The 12,633-nt window shown below is 56.3% G+C and carries 13 protein-coding genes; 5 read left to right on the top strand and 8 right to left on the bottom strand.

All coding sequences use genetic code 11. From position 1 onward, the window contains the following. Positions 1-133 precede the first annotated feature (133 nt). From QOY30_RS17265 to metH, 6 genes are all read right to left on the bottom strand, one after another. On the bottom strand, positions 134-367 hold the full coding sequence (locus QOY30_RS17265; RefSeq protein WP_283745858.1) for a hypothetical protein: 234 nt from the start codon (positions 365-367) through the stop codon (positions 134-136). Positions 368-405: 38 nt separating this feature from the next. Continuing rightward, entirely contained in the window at positions 406-891 is a 486-nt protein-coding gene (locus QOY30_RS17260; protein ID WP_283745857.1) for a hypothetical protein, read from the bottom strand. A 30-nt stretch (positions 892-921) separates the two neighbouring features. Next, positions 922-1,374 (bottom strand): FKBP-type peptidyl-prolyl cis-trans isomerase, encoded by a 453-nt coding sequence (locus tag QOY30_RS17255; RefSeq protein ID WP_283745856.1) that lies wholly within the window; start codon positions 1,372-1,374, stop codon positions 922-924. A 57-nt stretch (positions 1,375-1,431) separates the two neighbouring features. Beyond that, the gene (locus QOY30_RS17250) at positions 1,432-2,118 is read right to left on the bottom strand and encodes an FKBP-type peptidyl-prolyl cis-trans isomerase (protein WP_283745855.1); all 687 of its coding nucleotides are present in this window, start codon (positions 2,116-2,118) and stop codon (positions 1,432-1,434) included. Positions 2,119-2,259: 141 nt separating this feature from the next. Then, the gene (locus QOY30_RS17245) at positions 2,260-2,904 is read right to left on the bottom strand and encodes an FMN-binding negative transcriptional regulator (RefSeq protein ID WP_283745854.1); all 645 of its coding nucleotides are present in this window, start codon (positions 2,902-2,904) and stop codon (positions 2,260-2,262) included. A 9-nt stretch (positions 2,905-2,913) separates the two neighbouring features. Continuing rightward, entirely contained in the window at positions 2,914-6,633 is a 3,720-nt protein-coding gene (gene metH, locus QOY30_RS17240) for a methionine synthase (protein ID WP_283745853.1), read from the bottom strand. A 159-nt stretch (positions 6,634-6,792) separates the two neighbouring features. Between metH and QOY30_RS17235 the strand changes: the two genes are divergently transcribed. Beyond that, positions 6,793-7,248, top strand: coding sequence for a bacteriohemerythrin (locus QOY30_RS17235; protein WP_283745852.1), 456 nt, complete (start codon positions 6,793-6,795; stop codon positions 7,246-7,248). Positions 7,249-7,259: 11 nt separating this feature from the next. Here QOY30_RS17235 and QOY30_RS17230 read toward each other — a convergent pair whose 3' ends face one another. Continuing rightward, positions 7,260-8,750: a YifB family Mg chelatase-like AAA ATPase gene (locus tag QOY30_RS17230; protein WP_283745851.1), complete on the bottom strand. Its 1,491-nt coding sequence runs from the start codon at positions 8,748-8,750 to the stop codon at positions 7,260-7,262. Positions 8,751-8,753: 3 nt separating this feature from the next. Then, entirely contained in the window at positions 8,754-8,966 is a 213-nt protein-coding gene (locus tag QOY30_RS17225; protein ID WP_283745850.1) for an accessory factor UbiK family protein, read from the bottom strand. Positions 8,967-9,197: 231 nt separating this feature from the next. Here QOY30_RS17225 and QOY30_RS17220 point away from each other — a divergent pair, with 231 nt between their 5' ends. The 4 genes from QOY30_RS17220 (at position 9,198) to QOY30_RS17205 (ending at position 12,557) form a co-directional block, all read left to right on the top strand. Further along, entirely contained in the window at positions 9,198-9,995 is a 798-nt protein-coding gene (locus QOY30_RS17220) for a TorF family putative porin (RefSeq protein WP_283745849.1), read from the top strand. A gap of 65 nt (positions 9,996-10,060) precedes the next feature. Further along, on the top strand, positions 10,061-10,399 hold the full coding sequence (glnK, locus tag QOY30_RS17215) for a P-II family nitrogen regulator (RefSeq protein ID WP_013028206.1): 339 nt from the start codon (positions 10,061-10,063) through the stop codon (positions 10,397-10,399). An 11-nt stretch (positions 10,400-10,410) separates the two neighbouring features. Next, complete coding sequence (locus QOY30_RS17210; RefSeq protein WP_283745848.1) at positions 10,411-11,916, top strand: ammonium transporter; 1,506 nt, start codon at positions 10,411-10,413, stop codon at positions 11,914-11,916. Positions 11,917-12,218: 302 nt separating this feature from the next. Next, on the top strand, positions 12,219-12,557 hold the full coding sequence (locus tag QOY30_RS17205; RefSeq protein ID WP_283745847.1) for a P-II family nitrogen regulator: 339 nt from the start codon (positions 12,219-12,221) through the stop codon (positions 12,555-12,557). Positions 12,558-12,633 lie beyond the last annotated feature (76 nt).

Genomic DNA, 12,633 nt, shown 5'->3' with positions numbered 1-12,633 from the left:
AGCGGCGTAACCTAGCCGTTTTGGGATACTCGGCAAGTGTTGCGCTCCATATAACGGGGGAAGGTCATGAACAAGTTGGACACCGCGAGCATCAGTGCCGTCACCAGCAGCGGGTTGGAGATCAGGTTCATCGTTAACCTCTTGAGGATTTCTGTTTGCCGGCTTTGGCCAAGCGCAGGAAATTCGCCAATTCCTCAACCCAGCCCAGGCGCTGCTCCGGTGTAAGCGCCTTGAATGCGCGTAATCGTTCGTCGCTCACATGGTACGTGCGGTCGCCGGGGTTGAAAGGTTGCTTCATAACGACCTTGATCGTAGTTCCGGCAATCTTGTGGCGGTCCAGCGCGGCGAAGAGTTCGAGGTAAAACATAGAGGCGAATGGTAAAGGGATCTGGTTGGCTGCACCAGCTACATGGCGTGGTCAATTTTTTGCAGACCGATTCCCCATGCAGATCCGATGGCATGGACGGCCTTCTCGACCTGCCCGGCCATGTCGTGAGCGCCGGAAGAGCCAGCCGTGCGCACGGGTTGTTCGACAGGCCTGGCCTCGAAGTGCAACAGGCCGTCGTATTGGTTTATCTGCAGCAGATAAGAGGGCCGCTTGCGTGTGGCGACATGTTTGTCGCGCACTTCAAAGCACAACAACGCGCCATCCTCGCAGGCCTCCCCAAGTGAAACTTGCCTGGCGATGGCCTCTATGAATGGCTGGGCAAGATTAAGGCCCGGCGCCAGTACCATGCGGTATTGCCCCTTGCGTTCGATAACGAGCCGCTTTTCGGACGGCAACAGCTTGCCTTTGCCGAAGATAACCAGAACAGTGATCAGCAAAACCCAGAATATCGCCTCGGCGGAAGCGAAAACGACCGGCAAGATAAATTCCATTATCTTGTGCATGCTGCTGCCCTCAGGAAGGGGGTGTGTCTTCTAGTGGACGCCAAGCAACTCGACATCGAACACCAGCGTCGCGTTCGGCGGAATCACACCGCCCGCACCTCGTGCGCCATAACCCATGTTCGCGGGAATGATCAACGTGCGTTGTCCACCCACTTTCATCCCTTCAACGCCCACATCCCAGCCCTTGATGACCTGACCCGCCCCGAGCTGAAATACAAAAGGATCGTTGCGATCGCGCGAACTGTCGAACTTGGTGCCTTTATGCCCGGGAGCAGCTTCGTCGTACAGCCAGCCCGTGTAATGCACGGTTACCTGCTGTCCTGCCTTGGCTTCTGCGCCTTTGCCCAATTTGACGTCGGTTTTGATGAGTTCGGTCACTTTATTAGTTCCTGCGGCTGGTGAGACCTGCTCAGAGCAGGCGCTGGTTGAAATAGTGCCGATTGCCAACAACAGGGCCAGTGGTAAAAAGCTAAAGTGATTCATTTAATGTCTCCTCCGGATTTTGCAGGGTTGGCACAATGTGCCTGACCCTGGCCAACTCTAGTTAATTTCAAGCAACTCCACCTCAAACACCAGCGTCGCATTCGGGGGGATCACGCCACCCGCGCCGCGCTTGCCGTAGCCCATTTCCGGCGGGATCACCAGCGTGCGCTGACCGCCCACCTTCATGCCTTGCACGCCCATGTCCCAACCCTGGATGACTTGGCCCGCCCCGAGAGGGAAGTCGAACGGCTCATCGCGGTCGCGCGAACTGTCGAACTTGGTGCCCTTGTTCTCCGGTGCGTTCTTGTCGAACAGCCAGCCGGTGTAGTGCACGGTGACGTGCTGACCTTCATTGGCTTCCTCGCCTTCGCCGAGTTTGGTGTCGACAATATCGGTCCTGATCACCTTAAGCAGCTTCACGTCGAACACCAGCGTCGCATTCGGCGGAATCACGCCGCCTGCGCCGCGCGGGCCATAGCCCATCTCCGGAGGAATGACCAGTGTTCGCTGTCCACCTTCCTTCATGCCTTGCACGCCCTCATCCCAACCCTTGATGACTCGGCCACCACCCAGCGGGAAGTCGAACGGATCGTTACGATCGAGTGAGCTGTCGAATTTCGTGCCCTTGTTCCCGGGTGCGCTCTCGTCGAAGAGCCAGCCGGTGTAATGCACGATCACGGTTTGTCCGGCTTGCGCTTCTGCGCCTTCGCCCAGTGTGGTGTCGGTTTTGATGAGGGTGGTCATGGTGCGTGTTCCTTAGTGGTTGGTTATTGTAGGGTGCAATAAGCGTAACGTATTGCACCATTGATTTGTGACATCCGGGGCAATGCCCGTTTGTTATTGCACTCTACGCGTTGCAGTAACCCGGGTGCCTCGATTGTTTCGTTAAGTCGGCATATTTGCATTCGCCTTGACCAGTGATGCCATTGAAACCGAATCCGGGCACTGTACTTTATCAAGTCCGTCAATGACCCCGGCCTGATTTTGCGGGGGCTGATTCTGACTGACCTTCCATTTTCCGGACAGACTGGAAATAACGATCTCGACGCCAATAACAGCCGCGATCAACTTCTCGGTGAAATCCCGAGGTGCATCCGAGACTGCCCATGGCTCGGTGAAACGCCGTTCATTATGAGCCGTTAGCACTTCAAGCTGGCTGCGCACCCAGGATGCATCGTCTATCACCTGCAAAGTGCCATACGCATGGACAACGGCATAGTTCCAGGTCGGAACGACTTTGCCGGACTCCTGCTTGGTTGCGTACCAGGAAGGTGAGATGTACGCATCCGGACCGTGAAATATGACCAGCGTTTCAAGGCCGGCTTGCAGATCGCGCCACATCGGATTCGCACGGGCCACATGACCGCGCAATGTGCCAAAGGGAGCGGGCTCCGTAGAGAGATACAACGGGATGTGGTTTGCATTGAGTCCCTGCGAGGACATCGTGACCACCGTCGCGAGAGGCCGCTCACGCATCAATTCGTGCATGACCTCGACCCTCGGCTCGTCAAAATGCTGGGGAACGTACATGGCTTTCCGCTAGTAACTCAGTACCGGTGCGAGCCAGCGTTCCGCCTCATCCACCGTCCAGCCCTTGCGTTGCGCGTAATCTGCCACCTGATCCTTGTCTATCTTGCCGGTGGCAAAGTATTGGGCCTGCGGGTGCGAAAAATAGAAGCCACTCACGGCAGCGGTGGGCAGCATCGCAAAGCTTTCGGTGATGGTGATGCCCGCGTTCTGCGGTGCCTGCAGCAGATCGAACAAGGGTCCCTTCTCGGTGTGCTCGGGGCATGCCGGATAGCCGGGCGCAGGACGGATGCCGCGATATTTTTCGGCGATGATGTCTTCGTTGCTCAAGCCTTCATCTGACGCATAGCCCCAGAACTCGCGGCGCACACGTAAATGCAGATGCTCTGCAAACGCCTCTGCAAGGCGATCTGCGAGGGATTTCAGCATGATCGCATTGTAGTCGTCGTTCTGCTTTTCGAACTCGGCCACGCGCGCATCGATGCCGATACCGGTGGTGACGGCGAAGGCGCCGATGTAATCCTTGACCTTGCTTTCTTTCGGCGCGATGTAATCGGCCAGGCAGTAGTTCGGGATGTCGTCCGGCTTCTTGGTCTGTTGGCGCAGATTGTGCCAGGTCATGGCCACTTTCTTGCGCGTTTCGTCGGTGTAGATCTCGACGTCGTCGCTATTTACAGCATTGGCCGGGAACAGGCCGAACACCGCATTGGCGGTGAGCCATTTCTCCTCGACGATCCTCTTCAGCATCGCTTGCGCGTCGGCGAACAGCTTGCGTGCCTCTTCGCCAACCAGCTCGTCCTGCAAGATCTTCGGATAGCGTCCGGCAAGTTCCCATGCCTGGAAGAACGGCGTCCAGTCAATAAACTCTACGAGTATCTCCAATGGATAGCCTTCCAGCTTTTGTACGCCAAGCAACTTGGGTTTGGGCGGTGCGTACTTCTTCCAGTCCGTCTTTACGCCGTGCGCCCGTGCTTCTCCCAGCGTGACGTAACTGGCTTTGCCTTTTTTGCCTTCGTGCTGTGCCCGTGCCGCTTCATAGTCAGCCTTGATTTCCGCCACATAACTGTCGCGCAAAGTACTGCTCAGCAGATTGCTGCACACGCCCACCGCACGCGAGGCATCGTTGACATACACGGTGGGGCCGCTCGGGTAATTCGGCTCGATCTTCACGGCAGTATGCACGCGCGAAGTGGTCGCGCCGCCGATCAGCAGCGGTATCTTGAAGCCCTGGCGTTCCATCTCCTTCGCCACATGCGCCATCTCTTCCAGCGAAGGGGTAATCAGGCCGGAGAGGCCGATGACGTCGGCGTTGTGTTCGCGCGCGGTGTCGAGGATCTGCTGGCACGGCACCATCACGCCCATGTTCACCACTTCGAAGTTGTTGCACTGCAACACCACGGTGACGATGTTCTTGCCGATGTCGTGCACATCGCCCTTCACGGTAGCCATCACGATCTTGCCTTTGGTGCTGGTGTCGCCGGAACGCAGTTTTTCCGCCTCGATGTAGGGGATAAGGTGCGCCACGGCCTGCTTCATCACGCGTGCCGATTTCACCACTTGCGGCAGGAACATCTTGCCTGCGCCGAACAGGTCGCCGACCACGTTCATGCCGGTCATCAGCGGGCCTTCGATCACCTCGACCGGGAATTTGGCCAGCAGGCGCGCTTCTTCGGTGTCCTCGACGATATAGGTAGTGATGCCGCGCACCAGCGCGTGCGTCAGGCGTTCCTGCACCGTACCCTTGCGCCACTCGATATCTTCGACTTGTTCCTTGCCGCCGCCTTTGACCGACTCGGCCAGCTTGACCAGCTTCTCGCCCGCTTCTGGATTGCGGTTGAGTACAACGTCTTCAACCGCGTTGCGCAAATCTTTGGGAATCTCTTCGTACACGCCGAGCTGTCCGGCGTTGACGATGCCCATGCCCATGCCCGCCTTGATCGCGTGATACAGGAATACGGTATGAATGGCTTCGCGCACCGGATCGTTGCCGCGGAAGCTGAACGACACGTTCGACACACCGCCGGAGATCTTGGCGTAGGGCAGGTTCTTCCTGATCCAGGCCGTTGCCTCGATGAAATCCACCGCGTAATTGTTGTGTTCTTCGATGCCGGTCGCAATGGCGAAGATGTTCGGGTCGAAGATGATGTCTTCGGGCGGGAAGCCGACCTTGTTCACCAGGATGTCGTAGCTCCGTTTGCAGATCTCGGTCTTGCGTTTATAGGTATCGGCCTGGCCCTGCTCGTCGAATGCCATCACGACGGCGGCGGCGCCATAGCGGCGCACCAGCGTGGCGTGCTTGACGAAATTTTCCTCGCCTTCCTTGAGCGAGATGGAATTGACGATGGACTTGCCCTGCACGCACTTCAGCCCCGCCTCGATGATGCTCCACTTGGAGGAGTCGATCATCAGCGGCACTTTGGAAATGTCCGGCTCGGACGCGATCAGGTTGAGAAATTTCACCATCGCGGCTTCGCCGTCCAGCATCGCCTCGTCCATGTTGACGTCGATCACCTGCGCGCCGGTTTCGACCTGCTGCTTGGCGACTTCCAACGCCTCGTCATATTTGCCTTCGAGGATCAGGCGCTTGAATTTGGCGGAACCGGTGACGTTGGCGCGCTCGCCCACGTTGACGAACAGCGAATCGTCGCCGATGTTGAACGGTTCCAGCCCGGACAAGCGGCACTTCTTCTCGATGTCCGGTAGCTTGCGCGGCGGCACATCCTTCAACGCTTCGGCAATGGCCTTGATGTGCGCAGGCGACGTGCCGCAACAGCCGCCCGCGATATTGAGGAAGCCGCTGGTGGCAAACTCTTTCACTAGTCTGGCAGTCGTCTCCGGCGCTTCGTCATAGCCGGTCTCGGACAATGGATTGGGCAGGCCCGCGTTGGGGTGTGCGCTCACGTAGCAACTCGCCACGCGCGACATCTCTTCCACATAGGGCCGCATCAGTTCCGCACCCAGCGCGCAGTTGAGGCCGATGGAAAGCGGGCGGGCATGCAGCAAGGAATTGCAGAAGGCTTCAGTGGTCTGGCCGGAAAGCGTGCGTCCGGAGGCATCGGTGATCGTGCCGGAGATCATGATCGGCACGCTCATATTGTGTTGCTCGAAATGGCGTTCGATTGCGAACAGCGCGGCCTTGGCATTCAGCGTGTCAAAGATGGTCTCGACCATTAGCATGTCCGCACCCCCATCGAGCAGGCCGCGTATCGCTTCGGCATAGCTCTCTACCAGTTCGTCGAAAGTGACGTTGCGCGCACCGGGGTCGTTCACATCCGGCGAGATGGAGGCGGTGCGACCGGTTGGGCCGAGCACGCCTGCGACGAAGCGCGGCTTTTCCGGTGTGGAAAATTCGTCGCACAACCCGCGCGCCAGTTTGGCTCCCGCCACGTTTAGTTCATACACAAGATGCTGCAACTCGTAGTCCGCCATCGAGATTGAAGTGGAGTTGAAAGTGCTGGTCTCGAGGATGTCTGCACCCGCTTCCAGATATTCTCGATGGATGCCGCCGATGATGTGCGGCTGGGTCAGCAGCAGCAGGTCGTTGCAGCCTTTTACATCGATCGGATGGTCGGCGAAGGTCTTGCGCTCACCCTTGTAGTCAGCGAAGAGTTCCGTGCCGCGGTAGTGCGCCTCGGTCAGCTTGTAGCGCTGGATCATGGTTCCCATCGCACCGTCCAGGATCAGGATGCGTTGCTGCAGGAGTTTTTCGATAGGGTGCGAAGCGTGGTTCATGGTGCGTAAGTCGATAAAAGGACGCGGATTTTAGCATGCTGAAGAGCGTGGCTTGATCCGGTTCTGAATAATCAATACCATTGGTAAGGTTATTGTGCGCCTTTCCGGCAATAATTTTTGGATGAGATATACGGTATGTAATTACGTTTAGGAGCGTCAATGGGTAAATTGATATGGACGGAACAGTTCAACGTTGGTATCGAAGTTATCGATCAGCAACATCGCAAGATTGTCGAATACCTCAATCAACTGGATGACATAAATTCCAGGGTTCACTCGAACATGGAGATCGGTAACTTGATCAATGCACTGATTGATCACACGATCCATCACTTCAACTTTGAAGAAAAGATACAGCAAGAAGTGGGGTACCCGTATATCAAAGCCCACCAGAGACTGCATGTTCAGTTTGCCAAGCGTCTGGCCAACTTTCAAACAAGATTCGCTGAAGGCGAGGATATTTCAGGGGAACTGGAAAGCTATTTGACCAATTGGTTGTTGGACCACCTCAAGCACGACGATACCGACTATGCTGAGCTGGCAAAGCAGCATCTGCAGGCGCAACCTGATTTCCAGAAACAAAACAAGGGAATATTTGCGCGCCTGTTCGGATGACGGGCGGAGGACTAAAAGCTCATGCGCCGATATTGCACTGCTTCGGCGATATGAACCGCCAGTATGTTTTCGCTGTCGGCAAGGTCGGCGATAGTGCGCGCTACCTTGAGTATCCGGTGATAAGCGCGGGCTGAAAGATCCAGACGAGTGATGGCTTGGCGCAGCAGTGTCTCTCCCTTCGTATCGGGCGCGCACCATGTATCTATTTCGGCGACGGAAAGCAGCGCGTTGGGTTTGTCTTGGCGCACAAGCTGCCGCTGCCGCGCGTCTTCTGCCCTGGCCTGTATCGGCGCACTGTGTTCGCCGTCAGCCTGTTTGAGCAAATCCTCCTGCGGCACGGCGGGCACTTCAATCTGGATGTCGATGCGATCCAGCAAAGGACCGGATATCTTGCCGCGATAGCGCGAAATCTGGTCCGGTGTGCAGCGGCACTTGCCATTGTAGTGCCCGAGATAACCGCAGGGACACGGGTTCATCGCGGCAACCAGTTGGAATTGGGCACGGAAATCTGCCCGGCGTGCCGCTCGCGAGATGGTGATGCGTCCGCTTTCCAGGGGTTCCCGCAGCACTTCCAGTACACCCCGGTCGAATTCCGGCAGTTCATCCAGGAATAAAACGCCATGCATGGCGACCGAGATTTCACCGGGACGCGGATTGCTGCCGCCGCCGACCATTGCAACGGCCGAGGCCGTATGATGGGGCGAACGGTAAGGCCTGCGTTTCCAGTTTTCCACTTCGAACATACCGCCCAGGGATTGCATGGCGGCACTTTCCAATGCTTCCTGCTGCGTCATTTGCGGCAGGAGGCCGGGGAAGCGAGCGGCCAGCATGCTCTTGCCCGTTCCGGGCGGGCCAGACATCAGCACGCTGTGCCCGCCTGCCGCGGCGATTTCCAGTGCGCGCTTGCATTGCGCCTGACCTTTGACATCGCGCATGTCGGGGTAGTGAAGAACGGCGGCTTGCGTATCGGGTACATGGCGGGTCAAGGCATCGCGTCCCGCAAGATGGGCAGCCACCTGCAGCAGCGATTGAGCGGGATAGACAACAGCATCTTCAACCAGTGCAGCCTCGGGTGCATTAATGGCGGGCAGGATAAATGCGCGTCCACTGTTCGCGGCGCGGTAGGTCATCGCCAGGGCGCCGCGTATGGCGCGCAACTCGCCGGTCAGCGCCAGTTCGCCCGCATACTCATATTCGGCAAGTTTGTCGGAAGGTATCTGGCCGGACGCAGCCAGAATGCCCAGCGCGATAGGCAGATCGAAACGTCCGCTCTCTTTTGGCAGATCGGCAGGGGCAAGGTTGACGGTGATACGCCGTGCGGGAAACTCAAACTGGCAATTCTGCAATGCCGCGCGGACGCGGTCCTTGCTTTCCTTCACCTCGGTCTCGGGCAGGCCGACGATAGTGAAATTGGGCAATCCGTTTGCAAGGTGCACCTCAACGGTGACCAGCGCGGCGTCCATCCCCGCCAGACCGCGACTGTATAAAACAGCCAGCCCCATTTGTTAGCGTTGCGCTTCCAGTGCGGCCAGGCGAGCTTCGAGTTTCTCCAGACGCTGCGCCAGCACTTCAAATTCCTCGCGCGTGACCAGATCGAGCTTGGAGAACCCCTGCGCCAGCAAAGCCCGAGCATTCTTCTCGAAATCCTTGGCGGGGCTGTTGGCAACGGCTTCGCTCAATTTGGAGGACATTTCTTCAAAAAATTTTGCGTTCAGCATAACGAATAACCCTTAATTGACTAGGGCGCTAGTGTATCAAATAGTTGGCGCACCGCTCGGGTGCGCCGCACTGTTTTCGTGCATGGACTTGGTGCGCCGTACTTTCCAAAATAATTACAATCCTGTCACAAACCGAGTATCGGCGCGGTATTCCATGGTTGGCACAGTTTCTGCTGAGAGGTAGGCGTGGATACTTTCATCCCACTTAATTTAATAACGAAAGGAAACACCATGCTTAAGAACAAACTGCTAGTTGCTGCCTTGGTCTCTGCTTTCTCTGTGAGCGCAATGGCTGATGATGCTCCGGCTGCACCGGCATCGCCATTTTCTACCAACGTGGCACTGACGACCAACTACCTGTATCGCGGTATTTCGCAAACTGGTGGCAAGCCGGCCATCCAGGGCGGTTTTGACTATGCAAATGCCAATGGTCTGTACATCGGTACATGGGGTTCAAGCATCAGCTGGTTGAGTGACGGTGGAGCTGCCGCAAATGCAGGTTTGGAACTGGATACTTACGGTGGTTACAGGTCCACCGCAGGCGCATTGGGTTATGACGTAGGCTTTCTGCGCTATAACTACCCAGGTACCTACGCACCAGGTGCAACCAAGGGTGATACCAACGAAATCTACGGCAAGTTGACCTATTCGTATTTCTACGTGAAGTATTCCTACAGCCTTGGAGATACTTTTGGCGTGCCGGACGCAAGTGGCACGAACTATATAGATATAACAGGAACCTATCCTATCCCGGATACGACCTACACTCTGGCGGCTCACTATGGCAAGCAAAGCTATAGTGGATCATCTGCCAAATATAACGCTTATGTTGCCAATGTTTTGGGCGGCTTTTCACCTACATATTCGGACTACAACATCAGCCTTTCTAAGGATTTGACGAATGGTTATGCGGCTAGCCTGACCTACAGCAATACAAATGCCACCGCGGCATACAACAGCACGGTTTATGGAACGACCAACAAGTTGGGCAAAGGCGTCGCAGTATTGGCGCTGAGCCGTACGTTCTAATTAAGTAAGTAGGTAGCCAGGCAAGCGGGGCGACAACGCTCCGCTCAACTCAAGGAGAAGTGAATATGAAAATCGTCACTGCAATCATCAAGCCGTTCAAGCTCGACGAGGTGCGTGAAGCGTTGTCCGCCATCGGCGTGCAGGGCATCACTGTCACCGAAGTCAAGGGCTTTGGACGGCAAAAGGGCCACACCGAGCTGTATCGCGGTGCGGAATATGTAGTCGATTTCCTGCCCAAGATCAAACTGGAAGCGGCCATCAAGGCTGACCAGCTGGACAGCGTCATCGAAGCCATCGAAAAATCTGCACAGACCGGCAAGATCGGCGACGGCAAGATCTTCGTGCAAGACCTCGAACAAGTTATCCGCATCCGTACCGGCGAGACCGGTCCGGAAGCACTATAAGGAGCGATGAGATGAAAAAATTATTTGCGCTTTTCGCCCTGCTGGCCATGTTGTGCGGCCTGACAGGCGCGGCCTATGCTGACGAGGCTGCCCCGGCATCCGCTGCAGCAACGGCTACCGCAGCTCCGGCAGCGGCAGCAGCAGCACCCGCTGCTGCCGCCACTCCGAAATGCGGCGACAAGGGTTTTGACTGCAACAAAGGCGACGTGGCCTGGATGATGACCTCCACAGCGTTCGTGCTGCTGATGACCGTTCCCGGATTGGCACTGTTCTATTCCGGTATGGTACGCAGGAAGAATGCCCTGTCCACAGTCATGCAAAGCTTCGCGATTTTCTGCGTGATATCGGTACTGTGGGTGATCTTTGGCTACAGCGCGGCCTTTACTGCCGGGCATGAAGGTAGCTCACTTGCTCCGTTCATCGGTTCGCTCGACAAGTTCTTCATGTCTGGCGATGATCCGACCACGGCCGTGGCAGCCACATTCAGCAAGGGTCAATACCTGCCCGACTTCGTGTACTGCATGTTCCAGCTGACTTTCGCTGCAATCACGGTCGCCCTGATCAGCGGCGGTTTTGCAGAACGCTTCAAGTTCTCGTCGATGATCATATTCAGCGTTCTGTGGTTCATCTTCGCCTACCTGCCGATTTCGCACATGGTTTGGTACTGGGATGGTCCTGATGCTTATACCGACGCCAAGGCAGCCGATCTCGCCAATAGCCATGCCGGGTGGTTGTTCCAGAAAGGCGCAATCGACTTTGCCGGTGGCACCGTGGTTCACATCAATGCCGGTATCGCAGCACTGGTTGCGGCTCTGATGCTTGGCCCACGCAAGGGTTACGGCAAGATTCCAATGCCTCCGCACAGCCTGATGATGACAGCAATCGGTACTGGTCTGCTGTGGATGGGATGGTTCGGTTTCAATGCAGGTTCGGCATTGGAAGCCACCGGTGCAGCGGGTCTGGCCTTCTTCAACACCTTGTTTGGAACTGCGGTTGCCGGTGTTGTCTGGACGCTCGTTGAGTGGATCGTCAAAGGCAAGCCTAGCTTGCTGGGCATCTGCTCCGGTATCGTGGCTGGCCTGGTAGCGATCACACCTGCAGCAGGCTATGTCGGCGTGGGCGGTGCAATGGCCATCTGTGCAGTCGCAGCAGTAATCTGCTTCTTCGCGGTAACGGTAATCAAGGCGAAACTGAAGTATGACGATGCACTTGATGCATTCGGCGTGCACTGCGTCGGCGGTATCATCGGTGCCATCGGTACCGGCATATTCGTCAACCCGGCTCTGGGCGGTACTGGCGTATACGACTATGTTGCCAACAAGGTTGCCGATTTCGATGCTTCGGCACAGGTCGTTTCGCAACTGTGGGCCGTCGGTACCTCGCTGGCCTGGTCCGGTTTCGTAGCCTTCGTGATCCTGTTGATCCTGAAGCACACGATCGGTATCCGCGCATCTGACGATGCACAGGAAGAAGGTCTGGATCTGGCCGATCATGGCGAGAATTCCTACAACCTCTAAGTAACATTTAGCAAGTAATGAAAAGGGCATCTTCGGATGCCCTTTTCATTGGTACTTGCGCATGACGATTTTGCGCAAGCAGGAAAGATATCAAGCGAAAGATGGATGTGGTCAGGAAAAAAGCACACGCACCACCTGAGAGCGATGCAATAGCAAATGCGCATGAAGCCGGTGCGAAATCTGTTCAAGATTAATGCGGACCATCCAGCCAACCCAATAGCGGCCTGATTGTATATGCTGGCACAGTACCTGCTCATTACTTGGCATGAATACATTCGTTTAAGCCGGGAACTGGAAAAATCATGAAAATCGTCACCGCAATCATCAAGCCTTACAAGCTGGACGCAGTACGCGATGCTCTGTCCATCATCGACGTGCAAGGCATCACAGTCACCGAGATCAAGGGACATGGCCGGCAAAAAGGGCACACCGAGCTGCACCGGGGCGCAGAATATATTCTGGATTTCGTGCCCAAGCTCAAGCTCGAAGTGGCTGTCAAAGATGACCAGCAAGAAAGTGTGACAGAAGCCATCAGAAAGGCGGCTAAAACAGGCAGGATAGGCGACGGCAAGATATTCGTTCCCGCGCTCGAACAAGCTGTCCGTATCCGTACCGGTGAGACCGGCCCGGAAGCCCTGTGAAAATACGTTCGGTAGTGTTGGATGTACATCCACAATTCACTGAATTGAGCAGCAAGCCATGGCAATGACCAGAAGC

This window comes from Sideroxydans sp. CL21, assembly GCF_902459525.1.
GTDB lineage: Bacteria > Pseudomonadota > Gammaproteobacteria > Burkholderiales > Gallionellaceae > Sideroxyarcus.
Note: the sequence above shows the minus strand (reverse complement) of the source record. Positions and strands in the feature narration are given on the sequence as shown.

Bases quoted from the DNA above. Each gene is read 5' to 3' on its own strand.
- QOY30_RS17265 (WP_283745858.1), bottom strand. From the start codon at position 367: ATGTTTTACCTCGAACTCTTCGCCGCGCTGGACCGCCACAAGATTGCC.
- QOY30_RS17260 (WP_283745857.1), bottom strand. From the start codon at position 891: ATGCACAAGATAATGGAATTTATCTTGCCGGTCGTTTTCGCTTCCGCC.
- QOY30_RS17255 (WP_283745856.1), bottom strand. From the start codon at position 1,374: ATGAATCACTTTAGCTTTTTACCACTGGCCCTGTTGTTGGCAATCGGC.
- QOY30_RS17250 (WP_283745855.1), bottom strand. From the start codon at position 2,118: ATGACCACCCTCATCAAAACCGACACCACACTGGGCGAAGGCGCAGAA.
- QOY30_RS17245 (WP_283745854.1), bottom strand. From the start codon at position 2,904: ATGTACGTTCCCCAGCATTTTGACGAGCCGAGGGTCGAGGTCATGCAC.
- metH (WP_283745853.1), bottom strand. From the start codon at position 6,633: ATGAACCACGCTTCGCACCCTATCGAAAAACTCCTGCAGCAACGCATC.
- QOY30_RS17235 (WP_283745852.1), top strand. From the start codon at position 6,793: ATGGGTAAATTGATATGGACGGAACAGTTCAACGTTGGTATCGAAGTT.
- QOY30_RS17230 (WP_283745851.1), bottom strand. From the start codon at position 8,750: ATGGGGCTGGCTGTTTTATACAGTCGCGGTCTGGCGGGGATGGACGCC.
- QOY30_RS17225 (WP_283745850.1), bottom strand. From the start codon at position 8,966: ATGCTGAACGCAAAATTTTTTGAAGAAATGTCCTCCAAATTGAGCGAA.
- QOY30_RS17220 (WP_283745849.1), top strand. From the start codon at position 9,198: ATGCTTAAGAACAAACTGCTAGTTGCTGCCTTGGTCTCTGCTTTCTCT.
- glnK (WP_013028206.1), top strand. From the start codon at position 10,061: ATGAAAATCGTCACTGCAATCATCAAGCCGTTCAAGCTCGACGAGGTG.
- QOY30_RS17210 (WP_283745848.1), top strand. From the start codon at position 10,411: ATGAAAAAATTATTTGCGCTTTTCGCCCTGCTGGCCATGTTGTGCGGC.
- QOY30_RS17205 (WP_283745847.1), top strand. From the start codon at position 12,219: ATGAAAATCGTCACCGCAATCATCAAGCCTTACAAGCTGGACGCAGTA.